Genomic DNA, 16152 nt, shown 5'->3' with positions numbered 1-16152 from the left:
TTTCAATCATCCCTCAGCGGCGTGCGTGGGTATAGGTTCCGGCGAGCGCGGCGCCGGTGACGAGTGTCAACAGCCCGATGCCGACGATCGCGGCGTTGCGCACCTGGTCGATCCCGTGCGGCGTGATCACGTCGTCGAACGGGTTCCCGTCGTCCGGGACGACCCCGACACGGAACCGCAGGACGCCGTTCAGCGGCGTACCGTCGTCGGTCACCGCCGACCAGCGCGCGAGGTAGTTCCCGTCCGCCAGCCTGGCGCCGACCGCCCGCTCGAGCAGCACGCCCTCGACCCGGACCGCGCCGGCCGACCAATCCTTGCCCAAGGCATCTTCCAGCACCAGGGTCCCGCGCACGACCGGGACGGTGAACTCGACCCGCACCTGGGAGGGCGCATCGGCGAGCCGCGAACCCGCCCCGGGCGTCGTTCCCGCCACTCCGCCGTGCGCCGAGGCGGTCAGTGGCCAGCCCATCACCACAACGGTCAGGAGCACTCCGGCGATCCATCTCATCGCGCTTGCAGGTACTGCTCGAACATCTGTTGCCCGTACGACGACCCGGGCGCGAGGTGGTACCCGGCAGCGAACGCCGCCGACATCTTGCCCGGCGGCTTGAAGATCACGCCGCGCCGTTTGCTCCCGGTCACCCGCTTCCAGATCGCGTGCAGCTCACGCACCGTCTGCCGGACCGGCCCGCCGATGTCGTCGGCGCGGCCCTGCGGCGCGCCCGTCGCCAGCTCCGCCATCCGCGCGCCGACCTCCTGCATCGCGATCGGCTGGTACGGCCAGTCCGGGCCGAACACCACCGGCAGGAACCTCTGCGCCGTGAACACCTGCTCGACCAGCGAGTGGAACTGCGTCGCCCGCTGGATCGTGAGCGGTACGCCGGACGCGAGCGCGATCTCCTCGAGCTCCACCCGCTGCCGGTAGAAGCCGAGCGGCACCCGGTCGCACCCGACGATCGAGACCATCACCAGGTGCTTGATCCCGGCCTCGGCGGCCGCGGTGGTCAGGTTCCGCATCATCGGCAGGTCCCGCTTGTTGTTGCCCGCGGCAAGGTGTACGACGGTGTCGACACCGGCCAGCGCCCCGGTCAGGCCCTGCCCACTGACCAGGTCGGCCGCCACCGCGCCCGGTCCGCCGCGCCGGGTCAGACCGACCACCTCGGCCCCGGTCGCCCGCAGAGCCTCAGTCGCCGGCCGCCCGACCTGCCCGGTCGATCCCGTCACCAGGAACTTCGTCATCACAGTCCTCTCCTCCGGTCCTCTGCGGTGATGACCGGACAGCCGCGCGATTCGTGACACCGCCGACCGTGTCACGAATCAACGGGCTGCGCGGTCAGGACTAGGGCAGGTCTCCGAATCCCTCGCCGTAGCGAGCAGGTGCCCGGTGCGGTAGCTCGGAGTGCTGGAGTGAAGGCCTCGATGTTTTTCCATCGTGGTCTTTGCTCCAGTGCTTCGAGGTGCCGTGCCGGGTGCCGCGCAGTAGGCGAGGGATTCGGAGACCTGCCCAAACAACCACCCGAAGGAGAGAGTTCTGATGACCCGCGCCATTCGCCTTGTGCTCGGCCTGCTGTTCCTCGAGGTCCTCGTGGTCGGCGGCTGGACCACGGTCGCGCCCAGGAGCTTCTACACCGACTTCCCGACCGTCGACCTCAACCCGCCGTACAGCGAGCACTTCGCGCGCGACTTCGGCGCGACGATGCTCGGGCTGGCGATCATCTGCGGGATCGCACTGGTCAGGCCGCGTGCCCACTACCTGATCCCGGCCGGGCTCGCCTACACCGCGTTCGCGATCCCGCACTTCTTCTTCCACGTCACCAACCTGGAGAACGCGACCGTCGGCGAGGCGGTCCTGCTGACCACCGGCAACGCGCTGTTCGCCGTACTGGGCCTGCTCGTGCTCCTCCTCACGGCGATCCGGGACCGCGGCTTGTACCGTGGGGGCAGGAGAGAGGAGTCCCGCGATGACACGGGCGCTGATCGTGGTCGACGTGCAGAACGACTTCTGTGAGGGCGGCAGCCTGGCCGTCGCCGGAGGCGCGGACGTCGCGTTCCGGATCGGGCAGCTGCTGCACGACTGGCACGAAGCCGACGCGAAGGACCGCCGGTACGGGTACGTCGTCGCCACCCGCGACCACCACATCGAGCCGGGCGACCACTTCTCCGACACCCCCGACTTCGTGAACTCCTGGCCCAGGCACTGCGTGGCCGGCACCGACGGGGTCGGCTTCCACCCGAACCTGGATCCCCAGCCGTTCGACGCGATCTTCGACAAGGGCGAGTACGCCGCGGCGTACTCGGGCTTCGAGGGCAAGTCGCACGACGGCGACGGGCTGGCCGCCTGGCTGCGGGACCAGGGCGTCACCGACGTCGAGGTGTGCGGGATCGCAACCGACTACTGCGTCCGCGCGACCGCGCTGGACGCGCACCGCGAGGGCTTCACGACGACGGTGCTGACCGGGCTTACCGCGGGGGTGGCACCGGCCAGCACCGAGCAGACGCTCGTCGAGCTGCGCGCGGCGGGAGTGGTGCTTACCTGACCGGCGCTTACCTGACCGGCGCTCCGGGACCGAGCGGGATGCCGAGCGCCCACCAGGCCAGGAAGAGCAGCGTCCAGGCGATCGTCATCGCGACCGCCAGCGGCACCGTGTACGACGCGAGCGTGCCGACGCCGGCGTCCTTGCGGTAGCGCTGCAGGAACCCGAGCGCCATCACGAAGTACGGGCTCATCGGCGTGATCGCCGTCGACCCCGAGTCCGCGATCCGGAACAGCGCCTGCGTCGTCTCGGCCGGGACGTTCAGCAGCAGCATCATCGGCACCAGGATCGGCGCGGTCAGCGACCACATCGCCGAGCCGCTGGTGACCAGGATGTTGATCAGCGTCAGCAGCACCAGGATGCCGAGGAAGATCACCACCGTCGGCGCGCCGATCTCACCCAGCCAGCGGGCCGACTCGGCCGACAGCAGGTCGCCGATCTTGCTCCAGCTGAAGTAGGCCAGGAACTGCGCGATCGCGAAGAACAGCACCAGCACCGGCGCCATCTGCTTGATCCCCTCGGCCATCAGCTTCGGGACGTCGCCGCCGGTCTTGATCGCGCCGACGGTGACGCCGTACGTGATGCCGACCAGGCCGAACAGCACGGCGACCACCATCGCGATGCCGTCCAGGAACGGCGACTCGACGATGCTGCCGTTCTCACCGCGCAACGGCGAGTTGTGCGGCAGCAGCATCGCGACGATCGCGACCGCGGCGACCAGGAACACGATCCCGGCCCGGCGCAGACCGGTCCGCTCGCGGTCCGCCAGCTGCAGTGCGTCCGGGTCGTCGCCCGGCGCGTCCGGGTCGGCGTCCAGGTCGGTCCGCTTGCTCAGCACCAGGCGGACCACCAGCGTGATCACCAGCGACAGCAGGATCGACGAGGCGATGTTGAAGAACCAGTTCGACAGCGGCGAGATCGACGCGTCCGGGTCGACCGTCTTGGCGGCCGCCTCGGTGATGCCGGCGAAGATCGCGTCGTTCGGGGTCGGGATCGGGCTGGCGTCGTACCCGGAGGCGATCGCGGTGTAGGCCACCACGATGCCGAGGATCGGCGACCGGCCGACGGCCCGGAAGGCCAGCCCGCCGAGCGGGACCAGGATGATGTACGCCGCGGCCGACGCGACGTGCGCCATGGTGCCGGCGAAGGCGACCGCGAACACCACCATCGAGGTCGGCACCCGGGAGACGCTGACCTTCATCAGCGACTGCAGGAACCCGGTCCGCTCGGCCAGCGCGACGCCCATGATGACCACCACGATGGTCGCCATCGGCGGGAACTCGGCGAAGTTCGAGATCGCCGTCGAGACCGCCATCTGCAGGCCGTCGCCGGACAGCAGGTTCTGCACCGCGACGGTCTTGCCGTCCTTCGGCGAGACCACCGACACGTCCAGCACCGACAGGATCCAGCTGACCACCGCGAGGATCGCGGACAGGATCCAGAACAGCCAGAACGGGTGCGGCAGCGCGTTGCCCGCCTTCTCGATCACCGCCATCGCCCGAACCAGGCGTGGCAGCTCCTTGGTCTGGTCGGTCGCCGTACTCATCTCAGCTCCTCAGCTTGTGCGCGCGGAAGAACGAACCGATCAACTCGTGCGCCTCGAAGGTCTGGGTGACGTAGCCAGGACCGGACGCCGCGTCCGACCCCGGCCAGCTGTGCCCGCCGTCGGTCACGGCGACGTGCACGACATCGGCCTTGCAGCCCTTGTACGTCGCGGTCAGGACGTCGTCGCCCTTGGTGCTCAGCCGCGGCTCCGGGTCGCAGTGGTCGCGGACGGCCCAGTCGCGGACCCAGGTCTGCACGCTCGGCAGGTCGCGCGAGCCGTCGCCACCGTACGGGATGGTGGTGTCGCCGGTGCCGTGGATCGCCAGGACCGGGACCGGCCGGCTCGGGGCGCAGCGGCCACCCTCGATGTAGAACGCGCCGGCCACCGGAGCGATCGCGGCGAAGCGGTCGGCCATGGTGCAGGCCAGGATCCCCGTGAAGCCGGCGCCGTTGGACTTGCCGGTCGCGTAGACCGCCTTCTTGTCGACGCAGTACGACGCCTCCAGGCTGTCCAGCAGGTCAGCGGTGAACTTTACGTCGTCGACCCCCTTCTTCGCGTACGGCGCACCCTGCCACGCCTGCTTGTCCTCGTCGCCGAGCACACCGTTGGGGTAGGCAACGATCGCGTCGAGCTTCGACAGGTCGGAGAAGCCCTCGGTGAACTCACCGGTCTTGCCCCGGCCGTGGTAGACGACGATCAGCTGCTGGGCCTTCTTCGCGTCGTACTTGGCGGGCAGGTGCAGCCGGTAGGTGCGCTCGATCCCGCCGCTGACCAGCGTGTAGTCGGCACCGGTCCCGGGCTGCTGCGCTGCTTGCTTGAAGCAACCAGTACTGCGGTCGGCCGCGGCGTCCTGCTGTTCCTGGGCGTTCCCGGCCGCCGGGGCGGCGGTGGCCGGAAGCAACGGCGAGCTGGCCACGGCGGTCACCAGGCCGGCCGTGACCAGGCCGGCGAGGGCAAGGCGATGGAGATTCATCAGGGGTGCCTCCTCGGGCGTGCGGCCTGCGGGCGGGCAGGCTCGCGCCTGGAACGCATCGGGCGTGTCCAGTGAGTGTGCGGATTCGGCCGGTCGCGGCGGTGCCGGACCGGTGCGGTGGTGCGGTCAGGCCGAGAGGAGCTCGTCGGCGAAGGCTGCGATCCGGTCGGCGGCCGTCTCGACCAGGAGACGACCCTGCTCAGCGGTGGCGCGTCGGGGATCTCCCAGGACGCCACGCTTGTGGTACACGTCGAACCCGACCGACATCCGTGGTCCCTGCTTGGTGCGGGACAGGCGGGCCGGGGTGCTCAGTTCGTCGAACGTCAGGGCGCCGGGCTCCAACTGCTCGGAGTGAACCAGCTCGGGCGCCAGGTACAGCATCTGCGAGGTCTCCGCCTCACCTGCGTGGCCGTGCACCTCGCTGACGTCGGTGATCAGGTCGGAGACGATCTCGGTCAGCGGGGTCCAGGCGAAGGTGAGGTCGCTGTGCACGTACTCCTGGGCCAGCACCGACAGCGCGGCGTTGTTGCCGCCATGCCCGGTGACGACCAGGAACTGCCGCCAGCCGTGCTGGTACAGGCTGTCGACCAGCTCGCGAACGACGGCCGCGAAGGTTGCCGGGGACAACGTCATCGTGCCGGCGAACGCCATGTGGTGCGGCGAGACGCCGTACGTCAGCGGTGGTGCGACCACGGCCCGTCCGGCGAGCCGCTCGGCGACCAGCTCGGCCACGCCGACCGCGCGAACGGTGTCGGTCGACATCGCCATCCCGCCGCCGTGCTGCTCCTGGGCGCCGACCGGAATGATCGCCAGCGGCGCCGTACGGACCGCGTCCTTGGCCTGGTCGGTGGTCATCTCGGCGAGTCGGTTGGTCATCAGAGGCCTTCCGGGAAGGTGGCGGACTGGACCGCGGCGCGGATGTTGTCGAGGTGCTCGCGGGTGAGGCGCTCGGCCTCCGCGGCGTCCTGCGCGCGGACGGCGTCCAGGATCGCGCGGTGCTCCTCGTGGTCGCGGTTGCGGTTGTCGTACAGCTGCCGGATCTGCTGCTGCTCACGCAGCCGGACCTTCAGCAGGGAGGCCAGGACCTCCTCCAGCAACGGGTTGCCCGAGGCAGCGGCCAGCTCGACGTGGAAGTTCAGCGCGAACGCCGGCCCGCCGGGCGGCACCAGCGCGTTGGTCACCGCGGCTTCGAGGCGCTCCAGGTTCTCCGCGCCACGCGCGAGCGCCGACTGGCGCGCGACGGCCGGCTCGATCACCAGGCGGGCGCCGATCAGCTGCAGCACCGACTCCTTGGTGATCGGCGGACGGTGCGGGTTGGCCAGGACGACGTTGTTGATCGTCGGCCCGACGTACGTCCCGGACCCGTGCCGGAACTCGACCGCACCGGTCGCCTCCAGCTTGCGCAGCGCCTCGCGAATGGTCGGCGTGGTCAACTCGAACCGCTTCGCCAGCTCCCGGGCAGACGGAATCGCGTCCCCCGGCCCGAGGTCCTGGTCCCGGATGATCCCCAGGATCGCCTCGGTCAGGCGATCGGACAGGCTCGGAGTCTCCGCGGTTGAGTAAGTCACAAAGTGACTAAATCACTTAGCCTTTCGACCCGTCAAGACCTCGGCGGCGTACCACTTCCGTAGGGCCCCGGCCGGGTCCTGGGACCGATGTGCGGTCCAGGCCGGTTCGGCGAGGGTGGGTTCATGTCCACTCCTCACCGCATCACGGCGTTGCTGGCAGCAACCATCGGACTCACGCTGACCACCGGCGTCGCGGTTGCGACCCCCTTCACCCCGGGCGCCCAGAGCGCCGGCGACCGGCTGTTCCCCACCCTCGGCAACGGCGGCTACGACGCCCAGGACTACGACCTCAGCCTGCGGTACCAGCTCGACCGGACGACGATGGCCGCCTCCGTCACCGTGCGCGCTCTGGCCACGCAAGCCCTGTCGTCGTTCAGCCTCGACTCGGTCGCCCAGCAGATCACCGCCGTCCGCGTCGACGGGCGCGCGGTCCCGTACCGGCTCGACCCCGCGGCCGAGAAGCTGATCGTCACCGCACGGATCCCTCGTGAAGCGATCTTCGCGGTTGCGATCGAATACGTCGTCGACTGCTCGAAGAACCCGGCGCCGCCCGGCACCACACTGCCGCCGGGCGTCGACTGGCCGATCGAGGCGTGGGTGAAGACTCCCGACGGCTTCGCGACGTTCGGTCAGCCGAACCGCGCCCACCAGGTCTTCCCGTCGAACGACTACCCGAGCGACAAGGCCCGTTACACCGTCCGTCTGACCGCGCCCAGCGACCGGACCGCGGTGTCGGCGGGACGCCTGCTGGCGTCGTACAAGCACGGCGGTGAGACGACCTGGATCTACCGGACCGACCACCCGATCAAGCCCGACGTGCTGCCGATCGCGGTCGGCCGGTTCCGCGAGATCGAGCAGACCGGCCCGCACGGACTCCCGGTGCGGAGCTACGTCACGCTCGAGAAGGCTCCGGACGGCAAGTACTACGCCGACGCGATGGAACGGACCACTCGCGAGACGCCGGCGCAGCTCAGCTGGCTCGAGCAGCAGCTCGGCCGGCCGTTCCCGTACGAGCGGTACGGCGTACTCGGCCTGATCAGCGCCTACAACGGCGTCGCACTGGAGACCGCGACCCTGTCCACCTTCGGCGGCGGCCTGTCGCTGCCGCCCAAGGACGAGGCGCCGACGCTGGTGCACGAGCTGGCCCACCAGTACTTCGGCGATTCCGTTGCCATCCGCAACTGGGACGACCTGTGGATCAGCGAGGGCCACGCCCGGTACTACGAACGCAAGTACGCCGCCGCCCGCGGTCTCATCGACCTGAACGCCGAGCTGCACGCTTCGTATGCGGCCGACCAGCGCAACCGCAACGAGCAGGGCCCGGCGGGCCGGTTGAAGAACGCCGGGTCGGTGCTGTTCGACACCGACGTCCCCGGCCAGCTGATGCTCACCGGCCTGAACACCCTCGTCGGCGAAGCCACCTTCCGGCGCATCGAGCAGACCTTCTACGACCGCCGCCGCGACGGCGTCGCTTCCACCGCCGACTACATCACGGTCGCCAACCAGGTCTCCGGCCGCGACCTCACGGCGTACATCGAGAACTGGATCTACTCCCCGACCACCCCGCCAATGCCCGGCCACCCCGACTGGAAGGCCTCCTGATGCTCACCCTCACCGTCTCGAACGACACCCTCGGAGCCCTCGGCGGCGCCGGCATCATCGCGATCCTGGCCGCCTACGTCCTACTCGTCCTCGGCGCGCTGTTCAGCTCCCTGACCGCTCCGCAGTCCGGCGGCATGAAGCTGGTCTGGCTCGTCTTCATCGTCGTGGCCCCGTTCATCGGCAGCCTGCTGTGGTTCCTGTTCGGCAAACGCAGCGCGTACGCCTGAGTTGACGGCCGCCGCCCGTCTGGGCGGCGGCCATCGTGCTTACGCCGTGACGACGATCGGTGCGCCGTTCGACACCAGCGACCAGTCGGTCGTCGCGAACGCGGCCGGGTCGACCGAGCCGGTGGCGGTGACGTAGTCGATCATCAGCTGGCGGATCTCGACCTGCTGGTTGTACAGGACCGGCGCCTTCGAGACGTGCGGGAAGTTGCCGCCGCCGGACTGGCGGTAGTTGTTGACGGCAACGACGAACTGCTGGTCCGCGGCGACCGGCGCGCCGTCGTACGACAGGCCGGTGATCCGCGAGCCGACCGGCTTGGCGAGGTCGATCTTGTAGACGAGCGGCTTGGTCAGGCCGCCGAGGATGTCGTAGTTGTAGTCCGGCGTACCGGTCGGCGCGGTCGGGGTCGGGGCGTTGGTCACCTGGTCCGGCGTGAACGGCCCGGTGCCGCTGACCTGCTTGAAGTACTGCGCGCTGAACTCCAGGTACTCCTGCACCTGCGCGCCGGTCATCTTCACCGCCAGCAACGTGTTGTCGAAGATGTACAGCCCGGCGACGTCGCGCACCGACACGTCGCCGGCCGGGATCGCGGCCGCGCGGTTGAACGGCGCCGCGATCGCGAGCACCGGCAGCGTCGCCTCCGGCGTACCGGCGATCGCCTTGGCGACGGCGTCGGCCTGGACGAAGTTCACGAAGTCGAGCGCGGCGGTGTCCTCCCAGGGCGCCGTCGCGGCCGACATCGCCGTCGTACAGGTGCCGATCTTGGAGTTCACGTACCCGACCACGGTGTCGTGGTCCTTCTGCAGCAGCCGGACCACCTTCGGGTCGGCCTCGACCGTGTTCGCGTTGAGCACCTGGCTGTGCCGCGCGACGACCTTCCACCGGCCGCGCTGCTGCCGTAGGTCGAGGTCGATCTGCGCCAGCCGCATGCCCCACTTCAGCGGCTCGACCAGCACGACCTGCTCGCCGGTCTGCTGGTTGGTGACGAACCGCTCGGCGACCTCCTGGTGCGCGTGGCCGACCAGGACGGCGTCGATGCCGGGCACCTGCTCGGCCATCGGGCCGGCCGCGTTCTCCGGCACCGGCAGCGCGTCGCCGTACGACGAACTAAGGTCGATGCCGCTGTGCGCGGACACGATGACGACGTCGGCGCCCGCGCGGCGGACCCGCGGCACCCAGTACTTGGCCAGCTCGACGATGCCGCCGAACTTGATCTTGTTCTCGACCGTCGCCTTGTCCCAGATCGCGATACCCGGGTTGGTCAGGCCGAGGATGCCGACCGTGATCGGCCGGCCGGCACCGGGGACGTGCACGCGCTTCAGCACGTACGGCGGGAAGACGGGCAGCCCGGTGGTCCAGTCCTGCGCGTTCGCGCCGAGCAGCGGGAACCGCAGCTGCCGCTGGAACTTGCGCAGGATATCGAGTCCGTAGTTGAACTCGTGGTTGCCGAGGGCCGCGGCGTCGTACCCGATCGCGTTCATCGCGGCGGCCATCGGGTGGATGTGCCCGCCGGTGATGGGCTCGATCTTCGCGTAGTAGTAGGCCAGTGGCGTGCCCTGGATGGTGTCGCCGGCGTCCAGCAGCAGCGGGGCCGGGCGGCGCCGGTCCTCGGCGATCTCGGCGCGGGCCGCCTTGACCAGGGTGGAGATCTTCGCGAGACCGATGTCGTTGTGCGCGGAGTCGTCGTACTCGGCGTTCTTGAAGTAGTCCCAGTTGAAGACGTTGCCGTGCAGGTCGGTGGTGCCGAGCACGCTCAGCCGCACGGTCTTGTGGCCGTGCCCGTGCTGCTCACCGGCGTACGCCGGGGCCGCCTGGTACCCCGCAGCCACCAGTGCGGTCGCCGCCGCGCCCGAGATCATCGTGCGCCTGCCCATCGTCCGGTCACCGTTGTCCGTCATCTCTCCGCCTCACGCGTCGTTGGTCACAACGCCCGCCACGATACGGGCGACACGCGCCGTGATGACGCCGGGTTGGCCCGGGGCCTGCGAGAGGATGCCGCTCATGCCCGTGCCGCCGCCCGGCAAGCTCCTGCTCGCTGCCGCCGTCCTCCTCGGGGCCGCCCTCGCCCAGGCCGCCCAGCCCTCCGCCCACCCGTCGACCGTCGCCGCCCCGCCGATGCGGACCGCCGCGGCCCACGGTCCGCTCGCCGTCCAGCTGCCGGCAGCTGAGCGGAAACCCGCCGCGAAGAAGCCGCCGGTGACGCGGAAGAACCAGCGGACCGATGCGCCCTGGACCGTCCCGGCCGGCGGGAAGGTGCTATACCTGACCTTCGACGACGGGCCGCAGCCGGTGTACACGCCGAAGGTGCTCGCCGTCCTGGCCAAGCACCACGCCCAGGCCACGTTCTTCGTGCTCGGCCGCGAGGCCGCCGCGCATCCGGCGCTGGTCGAGACGACCCGCCGGGCCGGCCACCACATCGGCAACCACACGTGGGACCACCCGATGCTCACCAAGCTGACGCCCACGCGGTTGCGCCAGGAGATCTCCACCGGCGTGAAGTCGAAGTGCTTCCGCCCGCCGTTCCGCGACACCAACGCCCACGTCGCGGCCGTCGCCGCGCAGTACCACCAGCACCAGGTCCTGTGGGACGTCGACACCCGCGACTGGGAGAAGCCCGGCGTACCGGCCATCGAACGCGCGCTGCTGCGCGGCGCCCGCCCCGGCGCGATCTTCCTCATGCACGACGGCGGCGGCAACCGCGCCCAAACCGTCGCCGCGCTGGATCGAGCCCTCACCAAACTGTCGTCGAAGGGCTACGTCTTCCGCTCGCTGCCCTGCTAGCGGAGCATCGCCGTCTTCCCACCGGAATAGTGCTGCAGCGCCTGGTCGATCACGTGGATCGGCTGGTCCAGCGCGTTGACCGCGAACATCCCCGTCGGCCGGAGCAGCGGATGCGGCTTCACCACGGCCCGAACGGCCGGCTGATCCAGCCCCCGCACCCCCGCGGTCGTCGCGCCCACGCCCGGCTGCAACTTCAGCTCCAGCACGTACTGCCCGAAGATCTTCACCTGCTGAAACCCCCGCACCGACGCCCACGGCAGCATCACGGCGTACGACGCTCCCTCGCACGCCAGCTCGAGCGCCTTCGGCGACATCCGCAGAGCCACCGGCTGCAGCTCGTTCGCCGCGAACCACTGCTCCCGCTCCTTCACCAGCCGCAACGCCAGCACCGAACTCGCCACCAACGGCGCCATACTCGCGACCAGCAGCAGCATGAACGGCCACATCCCCGACCCCTGGAACGCCACCAGCGCGTACACCGCGATCCCGATGCCCAAGGCCCCGATCCCGGCGGTCACCCAAGCCCCCTGCCGCAGCCCCGCCCGCACCCGCCCCCGCCGCCGCAACACCGCCTCCCGATCGATGCCGACCACAAACGTCTGCACCGGAACCTGCTCGCTCATCCCCCTAGCCTCCCAGGCCACCAGCCGACTCGCCTCCCGACACCTCTGAAGAACAGCCGAGGTGAGTGCCTGGCCCCTGGAACAGGCACGGCCGCACCCGGGACAGTGGACTGGGGCGGCCGACCTGCGCCGGTACGACGAGTGAGAATGCCGAGCTGGTCATGGCGCCGACGCGCACCACTGATCAACCTCCTCAGATGCCCTTCGCCGGCGCCTGGTTGAGCGTGATGGCCGCGGATCGGCAGGGGTTGACCAGTGGTGCATGTCGGCCGGCGGCGCTCAGAACGGTCGGGCGGCGTTGATCTTCGCGACGATCGGCCCGAGCCCGGTGATCAGCTCCTCGACCTCATCCGCCTCGAGGCAGGCGTACGCCGGGGCTGCGACCTCGTCCGTGAGCTCCTCGATCTCGGTCCGGAGCTTCCGGCCGGCGGGCGTGAACCAGCCCTCGTCGTTCACCAGCCCGCGGCTCCGCAGGCCGTCGACCACGGTCTCCAGTTGCTCATCGCTGAGCGGGTCGAGGCGGCCGAAGGCTCGGGGCTTCAGGTCCCAGAGGAGGGCCTGGAGTACATGCGACTCCTGACCGCTGATCCCGGCGGCGACCAGGGCGGCCAGATGCCCGTCCCCTCGATGCTCCCGCAGTAAAGTCGCCCCGTGCCACAAGCGGGCCATCGGCTCCTCGGGCACCGGCAGCGACCGGAGCCCGGCGAACAGCATTCGCCCCTCCACCGGCACACTGAACGCAGCCTTCACGAACAGCTCCCCCGCCCGCGCAACGACCGGGTCGTCGGCCAGATCCCCGAGGATCCCGCACAGCGCCTTGACGCAGCCGCGCTCACGGGCGGCGAGGACGGCTTCCGGTGTGGCGACCTCCCAGCAGCTCGGGACGCAAGCGGCGACCTCGCCCGGCGCGAAGTTGTAGAACAACGCGTCGACGACCTCAGCCGGCACCTTGCCCAACGGCGCCGACCGGGAGGCGAAGTACAAGGGCCAATAGCCCTCGTACCCGAGTGCCTGCAGCTCTTCGTCCGGCTCCTCGGCCATGTAGGCGACCTCATGGATCGGTACGAACAGGTCCTTGAGCTGCCGCGCCACGCTGTCCATCTGGTTGACTCCTCGTGCCGGACCGGCCCGTTGCCGGTCTCTCACCCTGTCTACGAACCGCCCGTCCAGCTTCCGACAACCGGCCCGAAGATTTCTGTCAGCCGAGCAGCGCCTCGAGCTCCGGCAGCCGGCCGAACAGATCAGGAAGACCGCGTACGCCGTCGCGCGCGGACTCGTGCGACAGCGCAAGGTCCGGCCCGGTACTCGCCTCGGCACCGGCGAGGCAGCGGAGGATGTTCCACCGCGTGAACCCCAGCCAGCCGCCGATCAGGAACACGAACCAGCTCGGCCCCGGCGGCGGCAGCACTCCGCCCCCGGCGACGTACCCGTCGAGGACCGAGCGGAAGATCGCGGGCTCGATGCCGTCGAAGCCAGGCCCCTTCGCGAGGCTCAGCGCGGTCGAGCCGAGCTCACCGGCCAGGTCGAGCGTCCCCGAGAGTTCCCAGTCGAGCACCACCGGCCGACCGTCGCGCACGAGCAGGTTCCACGGCTGGATGTCGCGATGGGTCAGTACAACGGGGCCCGGCCGTTCGCAGGTGTCGACGAAGCGGGCGATCGCGAGGAACGTCTCAACCTGGGACGCGAGCTCGTCGGCCCACGGCTGCCCGGTCGCCGTCGCCCGCTCAGCGAGCTCAGCCCAGTCCCGCGCCACCGGCTCCTCGCTCACCCCGCCGGTCCACTCGACGTCGAGCGCATGGAGCCGCGCAAGAATCTCCCCGACCTCGAACCCGTACGCCGCCGGCACGGGCGCCTCGGGCAGCTTCTCCCCCTCGACCCACCGATGGACGAGCGTGCCGTCACCGGCCGAGACCGGCTCCGGCATCGGAATCCCCGCGGCGAAGGCCGCCCGCTCGAGCCTGAACACGTCCTCAAGGTGGTAGGCCGAGCGACGGTCGACAAGGTTGAGCTCCTTCACCGCGAACGACCCCTGATCGGTGTCGAGCCGGTACATCCGATTGGCGAACCCGCCATCCACCCGAACCATCGGCCCAACCGGCACACCAAGCCCGGAGGGCACCTCTGCAATCACCCCAAGCAATCTAGGGCGCACGGTTCACCGATGCACCGGAATTTAGAGGCGTCGCCCGGCCCACGTCCAGGCATAGACGCCGTCGTCCACCGCCGTGCCGCCCTCGCCGAGTTCCAGCGGGCGGAAGGTGTCGACCATGACGGCCAACTCCTCGAAGGACTCGGCGCCCAGAGACGCTTCGATCGCGGACGGCTGGGGCCCGTGGGCGTAACCGCCCGGGTGCAGCGAGATCGAGCCAAGGCCGATGCCCGAGCCCTTGCGCGCCTCGTAGTCGCCGCCGCAGTAGAACATGACCTCGTCGGAGTCGACGTTCGAGTGGTAGTACGGCACCGGCACCGAGAGCGGGTGGTAGTCGACCTTGCGGGGGACGAAGTTGCAGATGACGAAGTTGTGGCCCTCGAAGACCTGGTGGACCGGTGGCGGCTGGTGGATCCGCCCGGTGATGGGCTCGAAGTCGCTCACGTTGAAGGTGTACGGGTAGAGACACCCGTCCCACCCGACCACGTCGAAGGGATGGGTCGCGTACGTCATCCGCGACCCGACGATCCCGCCCGGCCCGTTCCCCCGGTGCTTCACCAGGACCTCGACGTCCACACCGTCCACGACGTACGGCGTCGCCGGCGTCACCAGATCGCGCTCGCAGTACGGCGCGTGCTCCAGGAACTGCCCGTACCGCGACAGGTACCGCTTCGGTGCCGCGATGTGGCTGTTCGCCTCGATGCAGTAGGCGTGCACGCCGTCAGGACCCGGCAGCCACCGGTGCGTCGTCGCGCGCGGGATCAGCACGTAGTCGCCCTCGCGGGCCTCGAGCACGCCGAAGACCGTCTCGACCGTCGCCGACCCCTTCTCGACGTACACGCACTCGTCGCCGATCGCGTTCCGGTAGTACGGCGACGGCTCGGCCGCCGCGACGTACGAGATCCGGACGTCCCCGTTCCCGAGCACGAGCCGCCGGTGCTCGACGGCATTGAACCCGGCAGGCCCCGAGAACAGATCGTGCAGCTTCAGGTGCCGGGGCGTCAGCGGATGGTTGGCCACGGTCGACAGCTCCGGCAGGTCCCACACCTGGCTGTCGACGATCGCCGACGGCACGCCCGCGTGGTACAGCAGCGACGAGTCCGACGAGAACCCCTCCTCGCCCATCAGTTCCTCGTAGTACAGCGCGCCGTCCGGGTTCCGGAACTGGGTGTGCCGCTTCGGCGGGACCTGCCCGACCTGCCGGTAGTACGCCATGACTCCTGCTTCCGCATCGCCGTTTATCGGACACAACTGTCCGCTTACCGAAAGCATCCGTTAGGCTCGGAGCCATGTCAACCGTCCCCGCGCTGTTCCGGCACCTGGTCGACGACGCCTCGATGTTCCCGCCGGGCAACCTCCCACTGCCCGAGGCCGTGCCCGCTCACCGCGCTCACGCCGGTACGCCGTACGCCGACCTCGTCGGCGCGTTCATCACGTCCGACGAGGACCTGATGAAGGTCGCCGCGGAAACCTCGAAGGCAGGCGAAGTCCCGCTCACCGTCTCCGTGGTGATCACCGGAGGCGCCGGCGGCATCGAGCCCGCGGTTCGGTACGGCGACCGCTCACCCGACATCGACGTCACCGCGATCGAGGTCCGCCTCCGCGACGAGGACGACCTGTCCCGCAACGCACTCCGCGTCGTCCGCGCCTGCGACGACTGCCTCGACGAGGAGATCGCCTACGTCGAGATCGGCCTGGCCGGCGCCTGGGAGCGCGCCCTCGACGTCGTGGCCGACGCCGGTTACAACGCCAAACTCCGCACCGGCGGCCTCGACGCCTCCCTCTTCCCAACGAGCGACCAGGTCGCCGCGTTCATCACCGCCTGCCTCGACCGCGAGGTCGCGTTCAAGTGCACGGCCGGGCTGCACAACGCCGTACGGCACACCGCCGCCGGCACCGGCTTCGAGCACCACGGCTTCCTCAACGTCCTGCTCGCCACCCGCGCGTCCCTCGACGGCGCCGGTCTGGACGACCTCAGGGCCCTGCTCGACGAGCGCGACGGCGAAACCCTGGCCACCACAGCGAAAACCCTCACCGACCAGCAGGCCGAGAGCACCCGCCGCTGGTTCACGGCGTACGGCTCCTGCAGCATCACCGAGCCGTACGACGACCTGCACGCCCTCGACCTCCTCAGCTGAAACCGGAGCGCCC

General features: G+C 69.9%; 17 protein-coding genes. 6 read left to right on the top strand and 11 right to left on the bottom strand.

Annotated features, from left to right (window positions below; genetic code table 11):
- Positions 1 to 13: 13 nt before the first annotated feature.
- Positions 14 to 490, bottom strand: a complete 477-nt coding sequence (locus tag HDA39_RS40150; protein WP_184804564.1) for a copper resistance protein CopC — start codon at positions 488 to 490, stop codon at positions 14 to 16.
- A 14-nt stretch (positions 491 to 504) separates the two neighbouring features.
- A complete protein-coding gene (locus tag HDA39_RS40145; RefSeq protein ID WP_184804560.1) occupies positions 505 to 1239 on the bottom strand; it encodes an SDR family oxidoreductase in 735 nt (244 codons plus the stop codon).
- A 295-nt stretch (positions 1240 to 1534) separates the two neighbouring features.
- On the opposite strand from HDA39_RS40145, the gene HDA39_RS40140 reads away from it, so the two are divergent.
- Both HDA39_RS40140 and HDA39_RS40135 read left to right on the top strand, forming a co-directional pair.
- A complete protein-coding gene (locus HDA39_RS40140; RefSeq protein WP_184804558.1) occupies positions 1535 to 2008 on the top strand; it encodes a hypothetical protein in 474 nt (157 codons plus the stop codon).
- A complete protein-coding gene (locus HDA39_RS40135; protein ID WP_184804555.1) occupies positions 1962 to 2537 on the top strand; it encodes a nicotinamidase in 576 nt (191 codons plus the stop codon). The genes HDA39_RS40140 and HDA39_RS40135 overlap by 47 nt, the downstream gene beginning before the upstream one ends.
- A 7-nt stretch (positions 2538 to 2544) precedes the next feature.
- Here HDA39_RS40135 and HDA39_RS40130 read toward each other — a convergent pair whose 3' ends face one another.
- From HDA39_RS40130 to HDA39_RS40115, 4 genes are all read right to left on the bottom strand, one after another.
- Positions 2545 to 4080 (bottom strand): AbgT family transporter, encoded by a 1536-nt coding sequence (locus HDA39_RS40130; protein ID WP_184804552.1) that lies wholly within the window; start codon positions 4078 to 4080, stop codon positions 2545 to 2547.
- A gap of 1 nt (position 4081) precedes the next feature.
- Entirely contained in the window at positions 4082 to 5053 is a 972-nt protein-coding gene (locus HDA39_RS40125) for a CE1 family esterase (RefSeq protein ID WP_184804550.1), read from the bottom strand.
- 126 nt (positions 5054 to 5179) lie between these two features.
- Positions 5180 to 5929: a creatininase family protein gene (locus HDA39_RS40120; RefSeq protein WP_184804547.1), complete on the bottom strand. Its 750-nt coding sequence runs from the start codon at positions 5927 to 5929 to the stop codon at positions 5180 to 5182.
- Positions 5929 to 6621: a FadR/GntR family transcriptional regulator gene (locus tag HDA39_RS40115; protein ID WP_337926100.1), complete on the bottom strand. Its 693-nt coding sequence runs from the start codon at positions 6619 to 6621 to the stop codon at positions 5929 to 5931. The genes HDA39_RS40120 and HDA39_RS40115 overlap by 1 nt, the downstream gene beginning before the upstream one ends.
- Positions 6622 to 6744: 123 nt before the next feature.
- On the opposite strand from HDA39_RS40115, the gene HDA39_RS40110 reads away from it, so the two are divergent.
- Positions 6745 to 8223, top strand: a complete 1479-nt coding sequence (locus HDA39_RS40110) for a M1 family metallopeptidase (RefSeq protein ID WP_184804543.1) — start codon at positions 6745 to 6747, stop codon at positions 8221 to 8223.
- A complete protein-coding gene (locus HDA39_RS40105) occupies positions 8223 to 8450 on the top strand; it encodes a PLD nuclease N-terminal domain-containing protein (RefSeq protein WP_184804540.1) in 228 nt (75 codons plus the stop codon). Before HDA39_RS40110 ends, HDA39_RS40105 begins: the two co-directional genes overlap by 1 nt.
- A gap of 39 nt (positions 8451 to 8489) precedes the next feature.
- Here the strand turns inward: HDA39_RS40105 and HDA39_RS40100 are convergent, their stop codons facing one another.
- Positions 8490 to 10346, bottom strand: a complete 1857-nt coding sequence (locus tag HDA39_RS40100; RefSeq protein WP_184804537.1) for a bifunctional metallophosphatase/5'-nucleotidase — start codon at positions 10344 to 10346, stop codon at positions 8490 to 8492.
- Between the two features lie 103 nt (positions 10347 to 10449).
- On the opposite strand from HDA39_RS40100, the gene HDA39_RS40095 reads away from it, so the two are divergent.
- Positions 10450 to 11229, top strand: a complete 780-nt coding sequence (locus tag HDA39_RS40095; protein ID WP_202893266.1) for a polysaccharide deacetylase family protein — start codon at positions 10450 to 10452, stop codon at positions 11227 to 11229.
- Here the strand turns inward: HDA39_RS40095 and HDA39_RS40090 are convergent.
- From HDA39_RS40090 to HDA39_RS40075, 4 genes are all read right to left on the bottom strand, one after another.
- Positions 11226 to 11852 carry a hypothetical protein gene (locus HDA39_RS40090; protein WP_184804534.1) on the bottom strand — a complete coding sequence of 209 codons (627 nt, stop codon included), beginning with the start codon at positions 11850 to 11852 and terminating at the stop codon, positions 11226 to 11228. The two genes, HDA39_RS40095 and HDA39_RS40090, sit on opposite strands and share 4 nt — an antisense overlap.
- 279 nt (positions 11853 to 12131) lie before the next feature.
- Positions 12132 to 12953 carry an SCO6745 family protein gene (locus HDA39_RS40085; RefSeq protein WP_184804531.1) on the bottom strand — a complete coding sequence of 274 codons (822 nt, stop codon included), beginning with the start codon at positions 12951 to 12953 and terminating at the stop codon, positions 12132 to 12134.
- A 97-nt stretch (positions 12954 to 13050) separates the two neighbouring features.
- Complete coding sequence (locus HDA39_RS40080) at positions 13051 to 13938, bottom strand: phosphotransferase family protein (protein WP_184804528.1); 888 nt, start codon at positions 13936 to 13938, stop codon at positions 13051 to 13053.
- Positions 13939 to 14025: 87 nt separating this feature from the next.
- The gene (locus tag HDA39_RS40075) at positions 14026 to 15216 is read right to left on the bottom strand and encodes a homogentisate 1,2-dioxygenase (RefSeq protein ID WP_184804525.1); all 1191 of its coding nucleotides are present in this window, start codon (positions 15214 to 15216) and stop codon (positions 14026 to 14028) included.
- A 74-nt stretch (positions 15217 to 15290) separates the two neighbouring features.
- Here HDA39_RS40075 and HDA39_RS40070 point away from each other — a divergent pair, with 74 nt between their 5' ends.
- Entirely contained in the window at positions 15291 to 16139 is an 849-nt protein-coding gene (locus HDA39_RS40070) for a hypothetical protein (RefSeq protein ID WP_184804522.1), read from the top strand.
- Positions 16140 to 16152 lie beyond the last annotated feature (13 nt).

Source organism: Kribbella italica (assembly GCF_014205135.1).
GTDB classification, from domain to species: Bacteria; Actinomycetota; Actinomycetes; order Propionibacteriales; family Kribbellaceae; genus Kribbella; species Kribbella italica.
The sequence above is the reverse complement of the archived record's forward strand: the minus strand, read 5'-3'. Positions and strand labels throughout refer to the sequence as shown.

What these genes read in the sequence shown, in the direction of transcription:
- HDA39_RS40145 (WP_184804560.1), bottom strand. Translation starts at nt 1,239, where the DNA reads ATGACGAAGTTCCTGGTGACGGGATCGACCGGGCAGGTCGGGCGGCCG.
- HDA39_RS40140 (WP_184804558.1), top strand. Translation starts at nt 1,535, where the DNA reads ATGACCCGCGCCATTCGCCTTGTGCTCGGCCTGCTGTTCCTCGAGGTC.
- HDA39_RS40135 (WP_184804555.1), top strand. Translation starts at nt 1,962, where the DNA reads ATGACACGGGCGCTGATCGTGGTCGACGTGCAGAACGACTTCTGTGAG.
- HDA39_RS40130 (WP_184804552.1), bottom strand. Translation starts at nt 4,080, where the DNA reads ATGAGTACGGCGACCGACCAGACCAAGGAGCTGCCACGCCTGGTTCGG.
- HDA39_RS40125 (WP_184804550.1), bottom strand. Translation starts at nt 5,053, where the DNA reads ATGAATCTCCATCGCCTTGCCCTCGCCGGCCTGGTCACGGCCGGCCTG.
- HDA39_RS40120 (WP_184804547.1), bottom strand. Translation starts at nt 5,929, where the DNA reads ATGACCAACCGACTCGCCGAGATGACCACCGACCAGGCCAAGGACGCG.
- HDA39_RS40110 (WP_184804543.1), top strand. Translation starts at nt 6,745, where the DNA reads ATGTCCACTCCTCACCGCATCACGGCGTTGCTGGCAGCAACCATCGGA.
- HDA39_RS40105 (WP_184804540.1), top strand. Translation starts at nt 8,223, where the DNA reads ATGCTCACCCTCACCGTCTCGAACGACACCCTCGGAGCCCTCGGCGGC.
- HDA39_RS40100 (WP_184804537.1), bottom strand. Translation starts at nt 10,346, where the DNA reads ATGACGGACAACGGTGACCGGACGATGGGCAGGCGCACGATGATCTCG.
- HDA39_RS40095 (WP_202893266.1), top strand. Translation starts at nt 10,450, where the DNA reads ATGCCCGTGCCGCCGCCCGGCAAGCTCCTGCTCGCTGCCGCCGTCCTC.
- HDA39_RS40090 (WP_184804534.1), bottom strand. Translation starts at nt 11,852, where the DNA reads ATGAGCGAGCAGGTTCCGGTGCAGACGTTTGTGGTCGGCATCGATCGG.
- HDA39_RS40085 (WP_184804531.1), bottom strand. Translation starts at nt 12,953, where the DNA reads ATGGACAGCGTGGCGCGGCAGCTCAAGGACCTGTTCGTACCGATCCAT.
- HDA39_RS40080 (WP_184804528.1), bottom strand. Translation starts at nt 13,938, where the DNA reads ATGGTTCGGGTGGATGGCGGGTTCGCCAATCGGATGTACCGGCTCGAC.
- HDA39_RS40075 (WP_184804525.1), bottom strand. Translation starts at nt 15,216, where the DNA reads ATGGCGTACTACCGGCAGGTCGGGCAGGTCCCGCCGAAGCGGCACACC.
- HDA39_RS40070 (WP_184804522.1), top strand. Translation starts at nt 15,291, where the DNA reads ATGTCAACCGTCCCCGCGCTGTTCCGGCACCTGGTCGACGACGCCTCG.